20 protein-coding genes and 1 pseudogene are annotated in these 20,267 nt (G+C 67.2%); 12 read left to right on the top strand and 9 right to left on the bottom strand.

Translation table 11 applies throughout. The features are described 5' to 3' along the window. Nucleotides 1-41 precede the first annotated feature (41 nt). From map to rpsH, 9 genes are all read right to left on the bottom strand, one after another. Nucleotides 42-839 carry a type I methionyl aminopeptidase gene (gene map, locus QAD21_RS18040; protein ID WP_058251973.1) on the bottom strand — a complete coding sequence of 266 codons (798 nt, stop codon included), beginning with the start codon at nt 837-839 and terminating at the stop codon, nt 42-44. A gap of 53 nt (nt 840-892) precedes the next feature. Continuing rightward, nucleotides 893-1,447: an adenylate kinase gene (locus QAD21_RS18045; RefSeq protein ID WP_004023564.1), complete on the bottom strand. Its 555-nt coding sequence runs from the start codon at nt 1,445-1,447 to the stop codon at nt 893-895. Further along, the gene (gene secY / locus QAD21_RS18050) at nt 1,444-2,772 is read right to left on the bottom strand and encodes a preprotein translocase subunit SecY (RefSeq protein ID WP_058251974.1); all 1,329 of its coding nucleotides are present in this window, start codon (nt 2,770-2,772) and stop codon (nt 1,444-1,446) included. The genes QAD21_RS18045 and secY overlap by 4 nt, the downstream gene beginning before the upstream one ends. A 206-nt stretch (nt 2,773-2,978) precedes the next feature. Then, nucleotides 2,979-3,419 (bottom strand): 50S ribosomal protein L15, encoded by a 441-nt coding sequence (gene rplO / locus QAD21_RS18055; RefSeq protein WP_004023566.1) that lies wholly within the window; start codon nt 3,417-3,419, stop codon nt 2,979-2,981. After that, nucleotides 3,416-3,601, bottom strand: coding sequence for a 50S ribosomal protein L30 (gene rpmD / locus QAD21_RS18060; RefSeq protein ID WP_058251976.1), 186 nt, complete (start codon nt 3,599-3,601; stop codon nt 3,416-3,418). The genes rplO and rpmD overlap by 4 nt, the downstream gene beginning before the upstream one ends. 2 nt (nt 3,602-3,603) lie before the next feature. Beyond that, nucleotides 3,604-4,251: a 30S ribosomal protein S5 gene (gene rpsE / locus QAD21_RS18065; RefSeq protein ID WP_058251977.1), complete on the bottom strand. Its 648-nt coding sequence runs from the start codon at nt 4,249-4,251 to the stop codon at nt 3,604-3,606. Between the two features lie 46 nt (nt 4,252-4,297). Then, nucleotides 4,298-4,702, bottom strand: a complete 405-nt coding sequence (rplR, locus tag QAD21_RS18070) for a 50S ribosomal protein L18 (RefSeq protein ID WP_058251978.1) — start codon at nt 4,700-4,702, stop codon at nt 4,298-4,300. A gap of 3 nt (nt 4,703-4,705) precedes the next feature. Next, the gene (gene rplF, locus QAD21_RS18075; protein ID WP_058251979.1) at nt 4,706-5,242 is read right to left on the bottom strand and encodes a 50S ribosomal protein L6; all 537 of its coding nucleotides are present in this window, start codon (nt 5,240-5,242) and stop codon (nt 4,706-4,708) included. A 15-nt stretch (nt 5,243-5,257) separates the two neighbouring features. After that, nucleotides 5,258-5,656, bottom strand: a complete 399-nt coding sequence (gene rpsH, locus QAD21_RS18080; RefSeq protein WP_004023571.1) for a 30S ribosomal protein S8 — start codon at nt 5,654-5,656, stop codon at nt 5,258-5,260. Nucleotides 5,657-5,928: 272 nt separating this feature from the next. Here rpsH and QAD21_RS18085 point away from each other — a divergent pair, with 272 nt between their 5' ends. The 12 genes and pseudogenes from QAD21_RS18085 to QAD21_RS18135 all read left to right on the top strand — a co-directional run bounded on the left by QAD21_RS18085 (nt 5,929) and on the right by QAD21_RS18135 (nt 20,261). After that, nucleotides 5,929-7,029 carry a PQQ-dependent sugar dehydrogenase gene (locus QAD21_RS18085; RefSeq protein ID WP_068969971.1) on the top strand — a complete coding sequence of 367 codons (1,101 nt, stop codon included), beginning with the start codon at nt 5,929-5,931 and terminating at the stop codon, nt 7,027-7,029. Nucleotides 7,030-7,314: 285 nt separating this feature from the next. After that, complete coding sequence (locus QAD21_RS18090; protein WP_083229291.1) at nt 7,315-7,656, top strand: cupin domain-containing protein; 342 nt, start codon at nt 7,315-7,317, stop codon at nt 7,654-7,656. Nucleotides 7,657-7,780: 124 nt separating this feature from the next. Continuing rightward, the gene (locus tag QAD21_RS18095) at nt 7,781-11,524 is read left to right on the top strand and encodes a nitrate reductase subunit alpha (RefSeq protein ID WP_205333224.1); all 3,744 of its coding nucleotides are present in this window, start codon (nt 7,781-7,783) and stop codon (nt 11,522-11,524) included. Then, nucleotides 11,524-13,212, top strand: coding sequence for a nitrate reductase subunit beta (gene narH, locus QAD21_RS18100; RefSeq protein ID WP_205333225.1), 1,689 nt, complete (start codon nt 11,524-11,526; stop codon nt 13,210-13,212). Before QAD21_RS18095 ends, narH begins: the two co-directional genes overlap by 1 nt. Further along, nucleotides 13,209-13,874, top strand: a complete 666-nt coding sequence (narJ, locus tag QAD21_RS18105; protein WP_205333226.1) for a nitrate reductase molybdenum cofactor assembly chaperone — start codon at nt 13,209-13,211, stop codon at nt 13,872-13,874. The genes narH and narJ overlap by 4 nt, the downstream gene beginning before the upstream one ends. A gap of 8 nt (nt 13,875-13,882) precedes the next feature. After that, nucleotides 13,883-14,632 (top strand): respiratory nitrate reductase subunit gamma, encoded by a 750-nt coding sequence (gene narI, locus QAD21_RS18110; protein WP_058251983.1) that lies wholly within the window; start codon nt 13,883-13,885, stop codon nt 14,630-14,632. After that, complete coding sequence (locus tag QAD21_RS18115) at nt 14,629-15,837, top strand: MFS transporter (RefSeq protein WP_078113085.1); 1,209 nt, start codon at nt 14,629-14,631, stop codon at nt 15,835-15,837. Before narI ends, QAD21_RS18115 begins: the two co-directional genes overlap by 4 nt. An 85-nt stretch (nt 15,838-15,922) precedes the next feature. Next, complete coding sequence (locus tag QAD21_RS18120) at nt 15,923-16,534, top strand: DUF4262 domain-containing protein (protein WP_058251985.1); 612 nt, start codon at nt 15,923-15,925, stop codon at nt 16,532-16,534. Between the two features lie 138 nt (nt 16,535-16,672). Next, on the top strand, nt 16,673-18,073 hold the full coding sequence (locus QAD21_RS18125) for an O-antigen ligase family protein (RefSeq protein ID WP_068972027.1): 1,401 nt from the start codon (nt 16,673-16,675) through the stop codon (nt 18,071-18,073). Nucleotides 18,074-18,105: 32 nt separating this feature from the next. After that, nucleotides 18,106-18,732: pseudogene (locus QAD21_RS25375) on the top strand (glycosyltransferase); the annotation flags it as partial. Between the two features lie 357 nt (nt 18,733-19,089). Further along, nucleotides 19,090-19,713 carry a hypothetical protein gene (locus tag QAD21_RS25380; protein WP_348534521.1) on the top strand — a complete coding sequence of 208 codons (624 nt, stop codon included), beginning with the start codon at nt 19,090-19,092 and terminating at the stop codon, nt 19,711-19,713. Next, the gene (locus QAD21_RS18135) at nt 19,698-20,261 is read left to right on the top strand and encodes a sugar transferase (RefSeq protein WP_280359924.1); all 564 of its coding nucleotides are present in this window, start codon (nt 19,698-19,700) and stop codon (nt 20,259-20,261) included. Before QAD21_RS25380 ends, QAD21_RS18135 begins: the two co-directional genes overlap by 16 nt. The last annotated feature ends 6 nt before the right edge of the window (nt 20,262-20,267 follow it).

A 20,267-nucleotide genomic window follows, 5' to 3' on the forward strand; every position in this document is an offset into this window, starting at 1 on the left:
TTCGTATCGGTTCCCGTTACGAATCCCGCACTGGCGTGGAGTCAGACCGGGCGCGGGGTGAGGATACGGGGTCCGTCGGCGGTCACCGCGACGGTGTGTTCCCAATGGGCGGAACGCGAACCGTCGTCGGTGACGACTGTCCAGTCGTCGTCGAGGACGGTGGTGTCCGTGGTGCCCAGCGTCAGCATCGGCTCGATGGCCAGGGTGGAGCCGATCACGAGCGTCGGCCCCTTGCCGGGTTCACCCTCGTTCGCCAGGAACGGTTCCATGTGCATCTCGCGGCCGATGCCGTGGCCGCCGTAACCGTCGACGATGCCGAAGGGCCGGCCGAACTTCTTCTCCGCGGCGCGCGTGCCGAGTTCGATGGCGTGGGAGATGTCGGTGAGGCGAGCGCCGTCGACCATGGCCGCGATCCCCGCCTCCATCGACAGCCGCGTCGCCTCGGAGAGTTCCTCGTCGGCGGTGGACAGTTCCCCGACCCCGAAGGTCCAGGCCGAGTCCCCGTGCCAGCCGTCGAGGATGGCGCCGCAATCGATCGACACCAGATCGCCGTCGGCGAGAACGACGTCCGCGGACGGGATGCCGTGGACGACGACGTCGTTCACCGAGCTGCAGATGGATCCGGGAAAGCCGTGGTAGCCCTTGAACGAGGGCACCGCCCCGGCCCCCCGGATCACGGATTCGGCGACCTCGTCGAGATCGAGGGTGCTGACCCCCGGCTTCGCCGCATCGCGCACCGCGACGAGCGCGGCCCCGACGACCGCGCCCGCCGCGGCCATGGCATCGAGCTCGCCCGCACTGCGGAAGGGGACGACGCGCTTGCGCTTACGAAAACCCATGCCCTACAGCGATTCCTCGGTTGTCAAAGACTGTGCGGTCAGAACGCAGCGGGTCAGGAGACGCCGGCGCCGAGCGCGCTCAGGACGCGCTGGTGGACGCCCTGGATGTCACCGACCGCGTCGATCGTCTTGACCTGGTCGCCGTAGTACGCGAGCAGCGGCGCGGTCTCCCGGGTGTAGACGTCCATCCGGTTGCGGATGACCTCTTCGGTGTCGTCGGCGCGGCCACGGGCCAGCATGCGCTCCACGACGACGTCGGTGTCGACGACGAACGAGAGCACGGCGTCGAGCGAGGCGTCGAGATTCGCCAGGATGTCGTTCAGCGCGTCGGCCTGCTCGGTCGAGCGCGGGAAACCGTCGAGGATGAAACCCTTCGACGCATCCGGCTCGCCGACGCGGGCGCGGACCATGTCCACCGTGATCTCGGACGGGACGAGGTTGCCGGCGTCGAGGTACTTCTTGGCCTCCACACCCACGGCGGTGCCCTGGGAGATGTTCGCGCGGAAGAGGTCGCCGGTCGAGATGTGGGGGATCCCGAGTGCTTCGCTCAAAAGCTCCGCCTGGGTGCCTTTACCTGCTCCGGGCGGGCCGAGAATGACAAGTCTCACTTCAGGAATCCTTCGTACTTGCGTTGCATCAACTGACTGTTGATCTGCTTCATCGTGTCCAGACCCACGCCGACCATGATCAGTACGGCCGTACCACCGAACGGCAGGTTCTGGACGTTGCCGCTGTTACCGATCTCGAGGAACAGGTTCGGGAGTACCGCGATGATACCGAGGTAGATCGAGCCCGGCAGAGTGATACGACTGAGCACATACCCGAGGTACTCGGCCGTGGGCGCTCCCGGACGGATGCCCGGGATGAATCCACCGTACTTCTTCATCTCGTCGGCGCGCTCCTCCGGATTGAACGTCACCGCCACGTAGAAGTACGTGAAGAAGATGATCATCAGGAAGTAGACGGCGATGTAGACGCCGTTGCTCGGATCGGTCAGGTACCTGGTGACGTATTCCTGCCAGGTCGACTGCGTCCCATCGGGATTGCGCGTGAGTTCGACGATCAGCTGCGGCAGATACAGCAGCGACGAGGCGAAGATCACCGGGATGACGCCGGCCTGGTTGACTTTCAGCGGCAGGTAGGTCGACGACCCGCCGTACATCTTGCGGCCCACCATGCGCTTGGCGTACTGCACCGGGATGCGGCGCTGGCCCTGCTCGATGAACACGACGCCGGCGACGATGATCAGCGCGGCGACACAGACGAGGGCGAAGACGAGTCCGCCGCGGCTGTTGAGGATGGTGCGACCTTCGGCGGGGATACGCGCGGCGATACCGGCGAAGATCAGCAGCGACATTCCGTTGCCGATGCCGCGCTCGGTGATGAGCTCACCGAACCACATGACGACACAGGCGCCGGCGGTCATGACGAGCACGATGATCGACAGACCGAAGATGCTCTGGTCGTTGAGGACTTCACCGCTCTGCGCACAGGACTGCGGAAGGAGCTGGCCACGGTCGGCGAGGGCCACGATGCCCGTCGACTGCAGGAGTGCGAGGGCCACGGCCAGGTAGCGCGTGTACTGCGTCATCTTGGCCTGGCCGGCCTGGCCCTCCTTGCGGAGTTGCTCGAAGCGCGGGATGACCACGGTCAGCAGCTGCACGATGATGGCCGCCGTGATGTACGGCATGATGCCGATCGCGAACACCGACAGCTGCAGCAGCGCGCCGCCGGAGAACAGGTTGATCAGGGAGTAGACCGAGCTCGACTCACCGGACGAGACCTCGTCGAGACACGCCTGCACGGCCTGGTAGTCGACACCCGGCGACGGGACGGTCGCTCCCAGCCGATACAGGATGATGATGCCGAGAACGAAGAGGATCTTCTTCCTCAGATCCGGCGTCCGAATGGCCGCGAAGAGGGGGGAAAGCACTAACTCCTCCTAGTAACGACCACGCGAGGTCTACGTTCCGGGTCGGTGCGACCCGACCCCCGTGTGCTCGGCAATCGACGATGGTCTTTCGGGATGCGGCAGTCTTGGGCGTGTCCGGCAGGACAACCTCTGAGACTCTAACAGTCACACCGAAACGCCCCGGTCGGGCGGCAGCGATGCTGCCGCCCGACCGCGGTGTGTGTCCGTCAGAGTTCGGTGACGCTGCCACCGGCAGCGGCGATCTTCTCCTTGGCGGAGGCGGTGAACTTGTCGGCGGTGATGTCGACCTTGACCGACAGGTCACCGTCGCCGAGAACCTTCACCAGCTTGTTCTTGCGAACGGCGCCGGCCGCGACGAGCTCGTCGACGCCGATGGTGCCGCCCTGCGGGAACAGGCGGGCGATGTCGCCGACGTTGACGACCTGGTACTCGATCCGGTTGCGGTTGGTGAAGCCCTTGAGCTTCGGCAGCCGCATGTGGATCGGCATCTGGCCACCCTCGAAGCCGGCGGGCACGTTCTTGCGTGCCTTGGTGCCCTTGGTGCCGCGACCGGCGGTCTTACCCTTGGACCCCTCACCGCGACCCACGCGGGTCTTGTCGGTCTTCGACCCCGGAGCGGGGCGAAGGTGATGGAGTTTGATGGTCATGCTTGAACCTCTTCGACTGTCACGAGGTGACGAACCGCGTTGATGAGGCCGCGGTTGATCGGCGTGTCCTCGCGGGTGACGGTCTGGCGGATGCCCTTGAGTCCGAGGGTCCGCAGGCTGTCACGCTGGTTGCTCTTGGTACCGATGGTGCCCTTGACCTGAGTGATCTTCAGCTGAGCCATGATCAGACCCCCTGTCCTGCGCGAGCGCGGAGCATACCGGCCGGAGCGACATCCTCGATCGGCAGACCGCGGCGGGCCGCGACCTCTTCGGGACGCTGCAGCATCTTGAGTGCCGCGACGGTGGCGTGCACGACGTTGATGGCGTTGTCCGAGCCGAGGCTCTTGGCGAGGACGTCGTGGACGCCCGCGCACTCGAGCACGGCACGCACCGCGCCACCGGCGATCACACCGGTACCGGGGCTGGCCGGGCGGAGCATGACGACACCGGCGGCGGCCTCACCCTGGACCGGGTGGGTCACGGTGCCGGCGATCAGGGGCACGCGGAAGAAGTTCTTGCGAGCTTCCTCGACACCCTTCTGGATCGCGGCCGGGACTTCCTTGGCCTTGCCGTAGCCGACGCCGACCATGCCCTGGCCGTCGCCGACGACCACGAGAGCGGTGAACGAGAAACGACGTCCACCCTTGACCACCTTCGAGACGCGGTTGATGGTCACCACGCGCTCGAGCTGGTTGCGGTCCTGGTCGCGGCCGCCACGATCGCGGCGGTCGCCGCGGCCACCGCCGCGACGGTCGTTGCCGCCGCCCTGGTTGTTCTGGTTGTTGTCGTTACCGGCGGGTCCGTTTCCGCCGTCACGCTGACGTCCGGGCATCAGAGGTTCCCTCCGGTCATGTGGGTGTAGCTGTTCGAGATGGTCATCAGAAGCTCAGGCCTCCCTCGCGGGCGGCGTCGGCGAGCGCGGCGATCCGGCCGTGGTAGTCCTTGCCACCACGGTCGAACACGACGGCGTCGACGCCGGCAGCCTTGGCGCGGGCGGCGATGAGCTCGCCGACCTTGCGGGCCTGCGCGGACTTGTCGCCGCCGGCCGCACGCACATCGGCCTCGATCGTCGATGCCGCGGCCAGCGTCTTGCCGGCCAGGTCGTCGATCAACTGGACGTGGATGTGGCGCGAGCTGCGCTTGACCGCGAGACGCGGACGGGCCGGGGTTCCGCTGACCTTCTTGCGGAGGCGGAAGTGACGGTTGCCGGTCGCCTTGCGACGACGCGTCGAGACGTCCTTGCCGATCGGCTTGCGCACTGTCTTGGTAGCTGAATCACTCATGGCTTACTTACCCGTCTTTCCGACCTTGCGACGGATCTGCTCACCCTCGTAGCGAATGCCCTTGCCCTTGTAGGGGTCCGGACGACGCAGGCGGCGGATGACCGCCGAGATCTCGCCGACTTGCTGCTTGTCGATACCCGAGACCGAGAACTTCGTCGGGGACTCCACGGCGAACGTGATGCCCGCCGGGGCCTCGATCGGCACGGGATGGCTGTAACCGAGCGCGAACTCGAGGTCGCTGCCCTTGGCCTGCACGCGGTAACCGACACCGAAGATCTCCATCTTCTTGGTGTAGCCCTGCGTGACGCCCACGACGAGGTTGTTCACGAGCGAACGGCTCAGGCCGTGCAGCGCGCGGCTGCGACGCTCGTCGTTGGGGCGGGTCACGACGATGGAGTTGTCCTCCTTGGCGACCGAGATGGGCTCGGAGACGGTGAGCGAGAGCTCACCCTTGGGGCCCTTCACGGTGACGTTCTGGCCGTCGATGGTGACGTCCACGCCCGCGGGGATCTCGATGGGGTTCTTTCCGATACGCGACATGTGTTGTTACCTCCCCTACCAGACGTAGGCGAGGACTTCGCCGCCCACGCCCTGGTTGGCTGCCTGGCGATCGGTGAGCAGGCCCGACGACGTGGAGATGATGGCCACGCCGAGGCCGCCCAGAACCTTGGGCAGGTTGGTGGACTTTGCATAGACCCGGAGACCGGGCTTGGAGACGCGGCGCAGACCGGCGATGGAGCGCTCGCGACTCGGGCCGTACTTCAGGGAGACGACGAGGTTCTTCCCGACCTCCGCGTCTTCGGTGCGGTAGTCGGTGATGTAGCCCTCGCGCTTGAGGATCTCGGCGATGTTCACCTTGATCTTCGACGAGGGCAGTGTCACCTCGTCGTGGTACGCCGAGTTGGCGTTACGCAGACGCGTCAAGAAGTCTGCGATCGGGTCAGTCATGGTCATGGGTGACCGTCAACCTTTCTCGTAGCGGTTCCCATACAGCGCCGGTGGCCGGAAAAATCCCGGTGACCTGCGGTGGGCCTTCCACGAAGTGGATAGTTGTTTCTGAAGGTTCTCGCCGCCGATGCCCTTGGCTTTTCGCCGGCACCGGAGACTATTCAGTTGTGTCCCGGACACCTGAGGTGCACAGGCAACCGGTCTAGTGTAGGGAATCCGCAGCGTAGACCCAAATCGGCACCGGTCGGCAGTGGCGACCATCAGGCACCATCGAGGGTATGGATCGACGCAAACTCCTCAAAACGGGCCTGCTCGGGGCCGGGCTGCTCGGCATCACCGGTACGTCGCTGGTGACCGGGTGCGCCACCGACGATCCGCCGACGCGGGATCGATCCGGCTCGGGTCCGACGGGCACGTCCGCAGACGCCGCGTCGGTCGAGACCGTCGCATCCGGGCTGAACGTGCCGTGGGCGCTGGCCTTCCTCGGTGACGGCGATGCCCTCGTCACCCAGCGCGACGACGCCACGATCGTCCGGGTGTCCCCTGGGGGTGAGGTCCGGACCGTCGGCGAGTTCGCTGACGCCGCTCCCCGCGGCGAAGGCGGGTTGCAGGGCATCGCGGTGGCGCCAGGCGACGAGAGCGCGGTGTTCGTCTACTACACGACCGCCACCGACAATCGGCTGGTGCGCCTGGACTTCGACGGCGACCGGCTCACCCGTCCCCGACCGCTGATCACCGGACTCGACGCGGCCTACAACCATCACGGCGGCGCCCTCGCCTTCGGTTCGGACGGAAGCCTGTTCGTCGCGGTCGGCGATGCCGCCGTACCCGAGGTCGCCCAGGACGTCACCGCGTTGAACGGCAAGATCCTGCGGGTGGACCGGGATGGCCGCCCGTGGCCGGGCAACCCGTTCGGCAACGAGGTCCACTCGTACGGGCACCGCAACGTCGAGGGCCTGGCCTTCGACGGCGCAGGCCGGCTGTGGGCCAGTGAGTTCGGACAGAACCGTCGTGACGAGCTCAATCTGATCCGACCGGGTGGCAACTACGGGTGGCCGGAGGTCGAAGGCGATTCCGATGATCCGCGGTTCGTCGCGCCGGCCGCCACCTGGACCACGCAGGAGGCGTCCCCGGCCGGGCTGGCGATCATCGGCGACCGCGCCTACATGGCCGCGCTCCGCGGCCGGCGGCTGTGGGAGATACCGCTCACGGGGTCGGCCGCCGGCGAGCCGGTGAGCAGGTACGCCGACGAGTTCGGCCGGCTGCGCGTCGTGGCCGCCGCGCCCGACGGCTCACTGTGGTTCGGCACGAGCAACACCGACGGACGCGGCCGGCCGGCCGACGGGGACGATCGTCTGCTCCGGATGCGGCTCGGCTGACCACAGTTCCGGCGCGCGGACCAGAAGCCATCCGACGGGCGCCGATCGGTTCTGTACGGAATCGACAGTTCGATTCTCGAATCATTTCGCGGAACCATTTTCCGAAATCGTCTCATCGCCGGACTCTCATGGGTGCGAGCCCGTCATCACCGGGTGTTTTCGCAACGATTGTGTGGCCTATTCCAGGCGGCAGGATCACCGCGTCGGTCGACAGCGTAACAACGAACTGGCCTCGATCCGCCGAACATCACCTCGTCGCCGCGCCGCGATGTCATGGTGGAACACGTGGATTCGACTCATCTTCCCGAGCTCGTCGACGAGCTCCTGTCCTCGGCCCGCGAAGCGTCGAGCCGACGGGCCTCTCATACGTTGCACGGCAACTCTTCTCGACATCTTCGACAAACGGTGATCGCACTGGTCGCGGGCGCGGCACTGTCGGATCACGACAGTCCCACCGAGGCCACGCTGCAGGTCCTGCGCGGGCGTGTCGTCCTGACCTCGGCGGACGGCGATCCGGCCGGCCGGTGGGAGGGCGCCACCGGCGACCTGGTGACCATTCCGTCGACGCGTCACGGCCTGACCGCACAAGAGGACTCGGCGATCCTGTTGACGGTTGCCACGCGTTGACCTAAGCGACCAGATTGTTTCCCGAATGACCGACGGGTGTATTTCCCACAAACGTTTTCGGCATATCTGATCGACTTTGCGATTCGGGAAGAAACAATTGCCGACCCTCCGTATGGTGTCGCTCATGGCCCGGTCAGAAGATGTACAGGGTTCTGCAGCCACCGCACTGTTGGACATCGGCAGGTTCTTCACCCGATGGGACGAGACCGACGATCGTCGTGTCGTCTTCCGGGACGGCGGTCGGGCGGGTGACGTCTTCTACCGGGATCGATGGAGCCACGACAAGATCGTGCGCTCGACACACGGCGTGAACTGCACGGGCTCCTGCTCGTGGAAGGTCTACGTCAAAGACGGGATCATCACCTGGGAGACCCAGGAGACCGACTACCCCTCGGTGGGCCCGGACCGGCCCGAGTACGAACCCCGCGGGTGCCCGCGGGGCGCGGCCTTCTCCTGGTACACCTACTCCCCCACCCGGGTCCGACACCCGTACGCCCGGGGTGTGCTGGTGGAGATGTTCCGCGAGGCGAAGCGCCGGCTCGGCGATCCCGTGCTGGCGTGGGCCGACGTCGTCGGAGACCCGCTGCGCCGACGCTCCTACCAGCGCGCACGGGGCAAGGGCGGGCTCGTTCGCGTCTCCTGGGACGAGGCCGTCGAGATGGCCGCGGCAGCGCACGTCCACACGATCAAGGCCCACGGTCCGGACCGGTGCGCGGGTTTCTCCCCGATCCCGGCCATGTCGATGGTCAGCCACTGCGTCGGCACCCGGTTCATCCAGCTGATCGGCGGGGTGATGACCTCGTTCTACGACTGGTACGCCGATCTGCCGGTGGCCAGTCCCCAGGTGTTCGGCGACCAGACCGACGTCCCGGAGTCCGGGGACTGGTGGGACGCGACGTACCTGATGATGTGGGGTTCCAACGTCCCGGTGACGCGGACCCCGGACGCGCACTGGATGGCCGAGGTGCGCTACCGCGGCACCAAGGTGGTCTCGGTCAGCCCCGACTACGCCGACAACACCAAGTTCGCCGACGAATGGCTGCCCGCGCAGGCCGGCACCGACGGGGCGCTCGCGATGGCGATGGGACACGTCATCCTCACCGAGTTCTTCGTCCGGCGCTCGACCGGGTTCTTCGACGACTACGTGCGCCGCTACACCGACCTGCCGTTCCTGATCCACTTGGACGAAAAACCGGGCGGGCCGGACGGTGACTCGACCGGCACCGACGTCCCCGGAAAATTCGTCCCTGGGAAGTTCGTGACCGCCGACGAGTTGCCCGGCGCGGAACATGTTGCCTCCGAGGACGTCTGGAAGACGGTGTGCTGGGACGAGGCACGCGATGAGCCGGTGGTGCCCAACGGCTCGATGGGGTTCCGGTACGCCGACTCCGGTGCGGGGCGATGGAATCTCGATCTCGGTGGCGCGCAACCCGCGCTGACACTCATGAGCGATGCGGCCGAATTCGTCGAAGTCGCGTTCCCGGTCTTCGACGCCCCCGACGGCAGCGGCGCCGTGGTCCGCCGAGGTGTCCCCGCGCGGCGGATCGGGGGACGGCTCGTCACGACCGTCTTCGATCTGATACTCGCGCAGTACGGCGTCACCCGGGACGGGCTCCCCGGCGAGTGGCCCACCGGCTACGACGACGCATCGGCGCCGTACACACCGGCGTGGCAGGCCGAGATCACCGGCGTGCCGGCCGCGGCGGCGATTCGCGTCGCGCGCGAATTCGCCGCCAACGCCGAGGAATCCGGCGGCCGCTCGATGATCATCATGGGCGCCGGGATCTGCCAGTGGTTCCACGGCGACGCGACCTATCGGGCGATCCTGTCCCTGCTCATCCTCACCGGATGCATGGGCCGCAACGGCGGCGGTTGGGCGCACTACGTCGGGCAGGAGAAGTGTCGTCCGATCACGGGCTGGATCTCGCTGGCGAACGCGCTGGACTGGACGCGCCCGCCGCGGACCATGACCGGGACCTCGTACTGGTACATGCACACCGGGCAATGGCGCAACGACGGGTACTCGACATCCTCACTCGCCTCCCCGCTGTCGCGCGGCACGATGGACCACGAGCACACCGCCGACGCCATCGCCCAGTCGGCGCGGCTCGGCTGGATGCCCTTCTATCCCCAGTTCTCCACCAACCCTCTCGACGTCGCCGACGAGGCGACCGCCGCCGTGGATCGCGGTGACGCCGCCGATCCGGCGTCCTACGTCGCAGAGCGTCTGCAGAACGGCCAACTGACATCCGCCATCACCGACGTCGACGCACCCGAGAACTGGCCCCGGACCCTCGTGCTGTGGCGGTCCAACCTGCTCGGTTCCTCGGCGAAGGGCAACGAGTACTTCCTCCGGACCCTGCTCGGCACCCACCACAACGTGCTCGGCGCCGAGAAACCCGAGACCCCGAGGCCTGCCGAGATCCGTTGGCACGACGACATTCCGGAGGGGAAGCTCGACCTGCTGCTGTCGGCGGATTTCCGGATGACATCGACCACGCTGCTGTCGGACATCGTCCTGCCTGCTGCGACCTGGTACGAGAAGCACGACCTGTCCTCGACGGACATGCACCCGTTCGTCCACGCGTTCACACCGGCGATCGACCCGCCGTGGGAGGCGAAGTCCGACTTCGACCTGTTCCACCGGCTCGCACGCAAGCTGTCGGACCTGGCACGCACCCACCTCGGTACACGGCGCGATCTCGTCAGCGTCCCCCTGCAGCACGACACCCCCGGCGAGGTTGCACAACCGCACGGCCGGATTCTGGACTGGCGACACGACGGCGTTGTCGGACAGCCAGGCCGGAACATGCCCAACTTCACCGTGGTGGAACGGGATTACACCGCGATCGCGGACAAGCTGGCGTCCATCGGACCGCTCGCGGACACCCTCGGCTTCACCGTCAAGAACGTGACCTACCCGCTCGAGGAACAAACACGCACACTCGCCGAATCCAACGGCGTGATGCTCGGCGGCGCCGGCGACGGACGACCGGCCATCGACACCGACGAGAAACTCGCCGAGGCGATCCTGACGTTGTCGGGCACCACGAACGGCGAACTCGCGGTGGCCGGCTTCGAACAGCTGCAGCAACGCGTCGGCTTCCGCCTCGACGACCTCGCGCGCGGTTCGGAGGAGAAGCGCATCCGCTTCGCCGACACCCAGAAGGCACCCGTGCCGGTGATCACGTCGCCGGAGTGGTCCGGGTCGGAGACCGGCGGCCGCCGGTACGCACCGTTCACGGTGAACATCGAGCGGCTCAAGCCGTTTCACACGCTCACCGGACGGATGCACTTCTATCTGGACCACGACTGGATGATCGACATGGGCGAGTCGCTCCCGATCTACCGGCCGCCGCTGGACATGCACCGCCTGTTCGGCGAACCCAAGCTCGGACCCGACGGCGCCCGGGAGATCACGGTGCGGTACCTGACGCCGCACTCGAAGTGGTCGATCCACTCCGAGTACCAGGACAACCTGTTCATGTTGTCACTCTCCCGCGGCGGGCCGATCGCCTGGCTGAGTCCCCAGGACGCCGCCTCGATCGACGTCGCCGACAACGACTGGATCGAATGCACCAACGCCAACGGCGTTTTCGTGTGCCGTGCAATCGTCAGCCATCGCATGCCGGCCGGGGTCTGCTACGTCCACCACGCCCAGGAACGCACGATCGACGTCCCGAAGTCGGAGGCGACGGGCCGCCGGGGCGGCATCCACAACTCGCCGACGCGGCTGCTGGTGAAACCGACTCATCTGATCGGTGGATATGCCCAGTTGTCCTACGCCTTCAACTATCTCGGACCGACCGGCAACCAACGCGACATGGTGTCGACCATCCGCAAACGCAGCCAGGAGGTGACGTACTGATGCGGGTCATGGCCCAGGTCGGGATGGTGATGAATCTCGACAAGTGCATCGGGTGCCACACCTGCTCAGTGACCTGTAAGCAGGCCTGGACCAACCGGTCCGGCACCGAGTACGTGTGGTTCAACAATGTGGAAACCCGCCCCGGACAGGGATATCCGCGTCGTTACGACGACCAGGACACCTGGCAGGGCGGATGGGTCCTCAACCGCAACGGCAGGCTGCGCCTGCGCGCCGGCGGCCGCGTGCGGAAGCTGTTGACCCTGTTCGCGAGTCCGGTCCAGCCGACCATCGAGGACTATTACGAACCCTGGACCTACGACTACCAGACCCTCATCGACGCCCCGCTCGGCGACGATTTCCCGGTCGCCCGTCCCAAGTCCCTGCTCACCGGCAAGGACACCAAGGTCACCTGGTCGGCGAACTGGGACGACAACCTCGGCGGTGCACCGGAACTCGCCGAGCGCGACCCCATCGTCGAGAAGCTCCGGCGCGATTCCGAAGACGCGGTGAAGTTCGGCTTCGAGCAGACCTTCATGTTCTATCTGCCGCGGATCTGCGAACACTGCCTCAATCCGTCATGCATGGCGTCGTGCCCCTCCGGTGCGATCTACAAACGCAGCGAGGACGGCATCGTGCTCGTCGACCAGGACCGCTGCCGCGGCTGGCGGCAGTGCATCACGGGCTGCCCGTACAAGAAGATCTACTTCAACCACAAATCCGGCAAGGCCGAGAAATGCACGCTGTGTTACCCGCGCATCGAGGTCGGGCAGCCGACGGTGTGTTCCGAGACGTGCGTCGGCCGGCTTCGCTACCTGGGCATCTTCCTCTACGACGCCGACGCCGTGACTGCGGCCGCCTCGGTCCCCGATGATCGCGATCTGTATGAGGCGCAACTCGATCTGATGCTCGACCCCGAGGATCCGGCGGTGATCGCCGCCGCTCGACGCGACGGCATCCCGGACGACTGGCTCGAGGCCGCGCGCCGATCGCCGGTCTACGCGCTGGCGAAGAAGTACCGTGTCGCGCTCCCGCTGCACCCGGAATACCGCACGATGCCGATGGTCTGGTACGTCCCACCGCTGTCGCCGATCGTCGACCTGCTCGCCGAGCAGGGTCACGACGCCGAGGGCGCGGGAACGCTGTTCGGCGCGATCGAGGCCCTTCGGATTCCGGTGGAGTACCTGGCCGAATTGTTCACCGCCGGTGACACGGTCGTCATCGACACGGTGTTGCGCCGCTTGGCCGCCATGCGCTCGTACATGCGCGACGTGACCCTGGGCCGTGAACCCGACGCCGGAATACCGGCCGCGGTGGGGATGACCGAGGAAGAGGTGTACGAGATGTACCGCCTGATGGCGATCGCGAAATATGAAGAGCGATACGTGATCCCCACGGCTCATCTCGAACAGGCCGAGAAACTGGACGAGATGGGGTGTTCGCTCGACTACGACGACGGGCCCGGCATGTTCGACTCGTCGCCGTTCGGCGAGGCCAGCGGTCGTCCCGCGCCGGTGTCGGTGGAGACGTTCCATGCGCTGCGTCAGCGTCAGACCACTGACACGGCGGCCGGCGAGCACACGATGGCGGGCCGGACCAACCTGCTCAACTGGGACGGCAACGGGGCCCCGCCGGGCCTGTTCCCCGAACGCGTACCCGGGCCGTCGACTCCCGACGAGGAAGCACGATGAGGGGACCACGGTTGTTCGCACGTCGCTCGCGGGCGACCGACGAGGGCACCGTCATACGGTTGATCGCGTCCTGGTGTCTGAGCTATCCCGACGACGAGGTCCTCGGCCGCGTCGATCTGATACGGGCCGCCCTCGCCGAACAGGACGACTCCCTGGCGACAGAATTGCTGCGACAGACCGTCGATCACCTCGGCGGTGGCGATCCGGCAGCGCTGCGCCGCGAGTACATCGAGCTCTTCGATCTCTCGAAACGGCACACGCTCTACCTGTCGTACTGGTCCGATGGGGACACCCGGCGTCGGGGCGCGTCGCTGGGCGAGTTCAAGCAGGCCTACCGCGACAGTGGATTTCTCGTGGACCTGCGCGGTGAACTGCCCGACCATCTGCCGATCGTGCTCGAGTTCAGCGCGCGGGCCGATCCGGGCCGCGGCGTCGAGCTGCTCGAGAAGCACCGTGCAGCACTGGAATTGATCCGGTTCGCCCTGCTCGGCGCGGAGTCGCCGTACGCCGGGGCGGTGGCGGCGGTGTGCGCCACCCTGCCCAGTCCCTCCCCACCCGACCGGGCCACGGCGCTCGCGATGTGCGCACCCGCACCGACGGAGACCGTGGGCCTGGAACCCTTCGATCCCCGCCTGCTGCCGATCAACCCGACCCGAGCGTGAGGTGACCCGTGGACATCTTCCTGTGGGGCGTGGTGCCCTACGCGACGCTAGGACTGCTCATCGGTGGAACCATCTGGCGCTATCGCTACGACAAGTTCGGGTGGACGACGCGGTCATCGGAGCTCTACGAGTCCCGCCTCCTGCGGATAGCGTCGCCGCTCTTCCACTACGGCGTGCTCGTGGTGATCATCGGCCACGCGATCGGATTGTTGATCCCGGAGTCGTGGACGGAGGCCATCGGCGTCTCGGAGACGCTGTACCACTGGGGTGCCGGGGGTTTCGGGATCCTGGCGGCCGTCGCCACCCTCGTCGGGGTCGCGATGCTGGTGTACCGCAGACGGACCGTCGGCCCGGTGTTCATGGCCACCACGCGTAACGACAAGGCGATGTACCTGGTGCTGGTCACGGCGCTGGTGGCAGGCACCTACATCACGCTGATCGGCACGCTCGACCCGCACGCGCCCGGCGTGAACTACCGCGAGACCGTCTCGCCCTGGTTCCGTTCACTGTTCGTGCTGCAACCGGACGTCACGGCGATGGCGGCGGCGCCCTTGCGTTTCCACGTGCACATCCTGATCGGGATGCTCCTCTTCGCGATGGTCCCCTTCACCCGGCTGGTGCACATCTTCACCGCGCCGGTGCACTACCTCTTCCGTCCCTACATCGTGTACCGAAGCCGCGACCGACGTGTCGCGCCGGGTAACCAGCCCCATCGGCCGGGGTGGGCGCCCGTCGGAGTGAAGGATCGTGATCGATGAGCACCGACACCACGACGCCCGCCATCAGCTCGCGTGCGCAGACCACGAACCTCGCTCTCGCGACACTCGCGTTCACGATCAGCTTCTGGGCCTGGAACCTCATCGGTCCGCTCGGGGTCGTCTACACCGACCAACTCGACCTGAGCGCCACCCAGAAGTCGATCCTCGTCGCCATCCCGATCCTGGTCGGCTCGCTCGGGCGAATCCTGACCGGCGCACTGACCGACCGCTTCGGCGGCCGCCTCATGTTCACCGTTCTGCTGGTCGCCACCATTCCGTTCGTCCTGCTGGTCGCCGCCGCCGGACATTTCGACAGCTACGCGTTGCTGCTCGTCGCCGGCTTCTTCCTCGGCGTCGGCGGGACGACGTTCGCCGTGGGCATCCCCTTCGTGAACGCCTGGTACGACAAGTCCCGGCGCGGGTTCGCGACCGGCGTCTTCGGAGCCGGGATGGGCGGGACGGCGTTGTCGGCCTTCTTCACCCCCCGGTTCGTGTCGTGGTTCGGATACATCGCGACGCACATCATCATCGCCGTCGCGCTCGCGGTGGTCGCCGTGGTCTGTTGGTTGTTCATGCGCGACTCACCCAGGTGGGCCGCGTCCCACGACTCGGTGGTCCCCAAACTGATCGGTGCGGCCAAACTGCCGATCACCTGGCAGCTCGGTTTTCTCTACGCTGCGGCGTTCGGCGGCTTCGTCGCCTTCAGCACCTACCTGCCGACCTACCTCAAGGACGTCTACGACTTCGACCTCCAGGCGGCCGGCACGCGCACCGCCGGTTTCGCGATCGCGGCCGTCATCGCCCGGCCCGTCGGCGGTGTCCTGTCCGATCGCTTCGGACCGCGCATCATCACCGTGATCTCCTGTGGCGGTGCCGCCGTGCTCGCCGTGTGGATGATCACCAAGCCGCCCCTCGAGATACCCGCCGGTCTCGACTTCGTCCTGATGGCGGTCTGCATGGGACTCGGTTCGGGGTCGGTCTTCAGCTGGGTCGCGCAGGCCGCGCCCGCCGAGCGGGTCGGTTCGGTCACCGGGATCGTGGGTGCCCTCGGCGGGCTCGGCGGCTTCTTCCCGCCCATGGTCATGGGGGCCACCTACGACGCGACCACCCACAGCTACACGATCGGGCTCGCACTGCTGGTCGTCTTCGCCACGTGCGCGGCCCTGTTCACCGTGTTCGGCATCCGACGCACGGCGAACACCTGACGCCCGCCTCCCCGGCTGCGGCGTCGGGAGAATTGTCGGGGCCTCGTGTTCTGATGTTCGCACCCGTCGAACAAAGGAGCGATCCATGTCAGACCACGCTGCCGCGATCCGAGGTCTGCCCCGGTGGCATCCCAATCCGCTCATCCGTTCCACCATCGAGACCATCCGGCGCTGCGGCTGGCAGGTGACCTCGGTCGGCGAGGCGGACGCCGAGTTCGACGCACCGCCTGCAGGTGCTCGAACCGAGTGCGGGTTCTCCTACACCTCCGGACTCTCGCTGCACTCGATCCCGGAGCTCTCGATCTACGGCGTCGATCCCCTGACCGCGACGCACGTGCTGAACGAACTGGGCGCCCTGCTCCACCAGGAGGACTGGCGTGATCTCGTCGCCGCGCAGTCCGACATCCCGTTGCAGACGGTCGCCGTGACCGTCCGACTCATCGAGCAACTCGACCACGACGAGCTGCTCCTGGCGAACCTGTTGTTCCCCGACCACCCGAAACTGCAGGTGGTCTGGCCCGACGACCACGGCCACCTCCCATGGGAAGACGGCTACACCCTGCTCCCGATGCACCAGCCGGTGAAGGGGATGCCGCAACTCCTGGATCCCCCGCGCCCGCAACCACGCCTTCTCACAACCGAATCCGGGCCCGACCGAACCCGCCCGCGACGGGCACGTCGCATCTCGGGTCACTGACCTGCGGCCGGCGGCCTCCCGGCGTGTCCGGGGCGACATGTGTCCGTGTTGCCCCGGACAAACGGAGCCCGGAGATGCCACCATGGTTGGTCTGGGGGCTCGAACAGACCACGGGGGCACGTGGAAAGGCAGGTCGGCGTGGCGCACCTCCCGGTCGTGGTCGCTGCACTCGTCGCCCTCGTCCTCGCGGTCGCCTTCGTCGCCGTCATCTACCGGCGTCCGCAACGCGGTCTCCTGGTCTTGGCCGCGCTCACCCCCCTCGACGGTCTCCTCGACATCGCCCCGTTGCCCGGCGTCGCCTCGGCGTGGAAGGAGGGCGTCCTCGCGCTGACGCTGATCTGCGCGGCCAATCGCCGGGTCCGGCCCGCCGACCGGACGGACCCGCCGTTGCAGCTGCCGTGGTGGCCGGCCGCGGCCGTGCTGGTCGCGTTCGGGGTCGTGTCGGCGCTCTACGTCTACGGCCCCATCGGGCTGTACGGCGTCAAGGTCACCTTCTTCTACCTCTTCGTGGTCCTCGCGCTATGGCTGACGCCGTTCGACGCGCTCGACCGCGACCGACTGGTCTCGATCATCATGGCGCTCGGGGTGCTCACCACCCTCGTGGGCATCGGCCAGCAGCTCCTGGGTCCGGCGCGGCTGGTCGAACTCGGCTACACCTTCGGCGAGCAGGTGCGGACGAGCGGTCCGCTGTTCCGGACGTTCAGCACGTTCAATCAGCCCTTCGGTTTCGGACTCTTCGTCATGCTGGCCCTGCTCGTCGGCGGAGCAGTGGCGCTGTCGGACACCGCCCGCCGGCGCAACCGGTTGTTCCTCGTCTGCTGGCCGGTCATGGCGATCACGATGGCCACGTCGGTGGTGCGGGCGGCGATCCTCGGCCTCATCGTCGGTGTGATCTGGCTTGCGGCCCTTCGCTTCCGCCGCCTCATCGCCCCGCTGCTCGCAGTCGGGGTCGTCGCCGTCATCTCGCTGCCGTTCCTGCCGTCGAACATCACCAAGGTGTTCTTCTCGTCGAGCAGCCTGAGTCAGCGCGGCTCCGGGTGGGGTGAGATCTTCGCGAGCATCTGGGTGCACCCGCTCGGGACCGGCCTGGCGTCGAGCGGATCGGCGGCCGACGCGATGTCGGCGGCCCAGGGCGACACGACGCGGACGATCACCGCCGGCGCCGGCGGTACCGTGCAGCAGTTGTCGAAGAACTACCAGCCGGACAACTACTACGTGAAGCTGCTCATCGAACTCGGGCCGATCGGGTTGTGGTTGTTCCTGGCCCTGATCGTGACCGCGATCATCTGGTGCGTGCAGTACTCGCGCCGGATGCCCGACCCGGATGGAGCCCTCGTCCTGGGTGTCAGTGCGTCCATGGTCGCGGCGATGGTGGCCTGCCTGGTCGCCACCTACTTCGAGATCTTCCCGCTCGACTTCTACTTCTGGTTACTGTTGGGAGCTGCTGGATGCGCGACGGCACAACACGAATCACGTACGGTGCGCTTGCACTTCGTCCCGGAGGCAGCGGCGTCCAGACCTACATCCGCGAACTCCTGAGGGCACTGCCCGGCCACGTCGACGGCACCGCCCTGTCCGCAGTCGTGCAGACCGACGCGGTCGGCGAACTGCCCCCGGCGATCACCCCGGTGGAGCGTCCCGTCGCCGACGGTGTCCGACGGGCGGTGTTCGGCGTACTCCCCACCCGCTCGGGCGGCGTGTTCCACGGTCTCGACGTCGACCTACCAGTCGCCGGCCCCGCCACCACGGTCGCGACCGTGCACGACCTGTCGGTGCTCGACATGTCGTCCGCGTCGAGCCGGTTTCGCGCCGCGGGCGAATCCGTACTCGTCCGCACGACCCTCCGTCGGGCCGACGTGCTGATCGCCGTCTCCGAGTTCACCGCCGAACGAATCCGCGAGACCTGCGGACGGGATGCCCACGTCACCGAACTCGCGCCCGCCGACTGGGCCCGCCCACCCGCGCCGGCCGATGTCGAACGGGTTCGGGCGAAATACGATCTGCCGGAACGCTTCGTGATGCAGATCGGCACCGTCGAACCCCGCAAGAACGTCGAACTCGTCGCGGCGGTCGCCCGGCGCCTCGACATTCCGTGCGTGCTCGGCGGCGCGGGTTCGACCGGCCCGGGTGCCCCGTCGTCGGCGGTCGGGCTCGGTTACGTCGATGTCGGGGACCTGCCGGCGCTCTACGCCGCGGCGACCGGACGGGGGGCTGTTCTTTCGGATGGAGTGGACTTGTCGACCCGTGTATCGCAGGCCGAGTTCCCGCAGACCACGAGGCGCACCCCGGTGTACTCGTCGCCCAACGGTCGGCGCACCTTTCACGAGCTGATCCGCGACGATCCCCTGAGCACGATCGTGACCGTGTCGATCGACGTGTTGTCCGCGACGATCGCGGTGGCCGCCGGGATCTGGTGGGTGAGGAGTGGCAGCGGCGCGAACCCGCCGTTGTGGACACTCGCCACCTTCGTGCCGACCCTCGTGATCGTCTTCTCCTTGCGCGGGGTCTACCGTCGGGGGCTCAATCGCCGGTTCCTCGACGAGGTCGGCCGGGTCATGACCGGATGCACGATCACCGCGATGATCCTGCTGTGTTCTCTGCTCCTCTCCTACTCCGACGACAGACCCGGCGCCGCGGTCACCAAGGTGTGGGTGTCGGCGCTGTTCTGGGTTCCGTTCGGTCGTCTCATCCGCGACATCATCCAGCGGAGTCTGCGCAAGAACGGTCATCTGCTGTCCCCCACGCTGATCATCGGCGACGGGCCGATCACCGCACAGGTGGTCGGCCGCATGGTGGCCGCGCCGGAGCACGGTCTCCGGCCGGTCGGCATCCTGGCCGCCGGCGCGCCACCCCGCGCCGATCGGGACGAGGGACCCACCAACGAGATCGCGCAGCTCGGCGGGGTGGACGAACTCGACGACGCGATCCGGGCGACGAAGGCCGAGGTCCTGGTCGTGGCCTTCGCGGTCACCAATGTCGAAAGGCTCACCGCCGCCGTCCGTATCGCCCACCGGCACGGGGTCAAGGTGTGGATCGTGCCGCGCATGTTCGACGTCGTCGGACGCCGCAGCCGGGTCGACCACATCGGCGGGCTGCCCCTGATGTCCGTCCCGCACACCAACCCGCGCGTTGGCAGTTCCGTACCAAGCACATCGGGGACCGGGTGGTCGGAGCCCTGATCCTCGCCGCGATCTCACCGCTGTTCCTCACGCTCATGCTGCTGGTCCGGCTGAGCTCGCCGGGCCCGATCTTCTTCGCCCAACCGCGGGTGGGTCGCGACGCGCGGGTGTTCAACTGCCTGAAGTTCCGCTCGATGCGGCCCGAGGACCCCGCCGCGGAGAAATTCCGGCCGACCGCGGGCAGCGCACCCGGCGGCGTCGAGGGCGTCGACCGCCGCACCAGGATCGGCAAGATCATGCGCTCGACGTCGATGGACGAACTACCCCAGTTGCTCAACGTGATCCGCGGGGACATGAGTCTCGTGGGTCCACGCCCGGAGCGTCCCGAGTACGTCTCGCTGTTCGAGGTGCAGATCCGGCGATACGGCGAACGCCACCGGGTGAAGGCCGGGGTCACCGGCTGGGCGCAGGTGCACGGCCTGCGCGGTCAGACCTCCATCGCCGACCGCGCCGAGTGGGACAACTACTACATCGAGAACTGGTCACTCTGGCTCGACGTCAAGATCCTGCTCCTGACCGTGCTCGCGGTGCTCAAACGGGCGGAGTAGCCGCGG

This window comes from Gordonia sp. SMJS1, assembly GCF_029866425.1.
In the GTDB taxonomy this organism is placed as follows: Bacteria; Actinomycetota; Actinomycetes; order Mycobacteriales; family Mycobacteriaceae; genus Gordonia; species Gordonia hongkongensis.

What these genes read in the sequence shown, in the direction of transcription:
- QAD21_RS25380 (WP_348534521.1), top strand. Translation starts at nt 19,090, where the DNA reads ATGACCGGATGCACGATCACCGCGATGATCCTGCTGTGTTCTCTGCTC.
- rplO (WP_004023566.1), bottom strand. Translation starts at nt 3,419, where the DNA reads ATGACCATCAAACTCCATCACCTTCGCCCCGCTCCGGGGTCGAAGACC.
- rplF (WP_058251979.1), bottom strand. Translation starts at nt 5,242, where the DNA reads ATGTCGCGTATCGGAAAGAACCCCATCGAGATCCCCGCGGGCGTGGAC.
- QAD21_RS18120 (WP_058251985.1), top strand. Translation starts at nt 15,923, where the DNA reads ATGTCAGACCACGCTGCCGCGATCCGAGGTCTGCCCCGGTGGCATCCC.
- rpsH (WP_004023571.1), bottom strand. Translation starts at nt 5,656, where the DNA reads ATGACCATGACTGACCCGATCGCAGACTTCTTGACGCGTCTGCGTAAC.
- QAD21_RS18115 (WP_078113085.1), top strand. Translation starts at nt 14,629, where the DNA reads ATGAGCACCGACACCACGACGCCCGCCATCAGCTCGCGTGCGCAGACC.
- narH (WP_205333225.1), top strand. Translation starts at nt 11,524, where the DNA reads ATGCGGGTCATGGCCCAGGTCGGGATGGTGATGAATCTCGACAAGTGC.
- map (WP_058251973.1), bottom strand. Translation starts at nt 839, where the DNA reads ATGGGTTTTCGTAAGCGCAAGCGCGTCGTCCCCTTCCGCAGTGCGGGC.
- QAD21_RS18095 (WP_205333224.1), top strand. Translation starts at nt 7,781, where the DNA reads ATGGCCCGGTCAGAAGATGTACAGGGTTCTGCAGCCACCGCACTGTTG.
- rplR (WP_058251978.1), bottom strand. Translation starts at nt 4,702, where the DNA reads ATGAGTGATTCAGCTACCAAGACAGTGCGCAAGCCGATCGGCAAGGAC.
- rpsE (WP_058251977.1), bottom strand. Translation starts at nt 4,251, where the DNA reads ATGCCCGGACGTCAGCGTGACGGCGGAAACGGACCCGCCGGTAACGAC.
- rpmD (WP_058251976.1), bottom strand. Translation starts at nt 3,601, where the DNA reads ATGGCTCAGCTGAAGATCACTCAGGTCAAGGGCACCATCGGTACCAAG.
- narJ (WP_205333226.1), top strand. Translation starts at nt 13,209, where the DNA reads ATGAGGGGACCACGGTTGTTCGCACGTCGCTCGCGGGCGACCGACGAG.
- QAD21_RS18085 (WP_068969971.1), top strand. Translation starts at nt 5,929, where the DNA reads ATGGATCGACGCAAACTCCTCAAAACGGGCCTGCTCGGGGCCGGGCTG.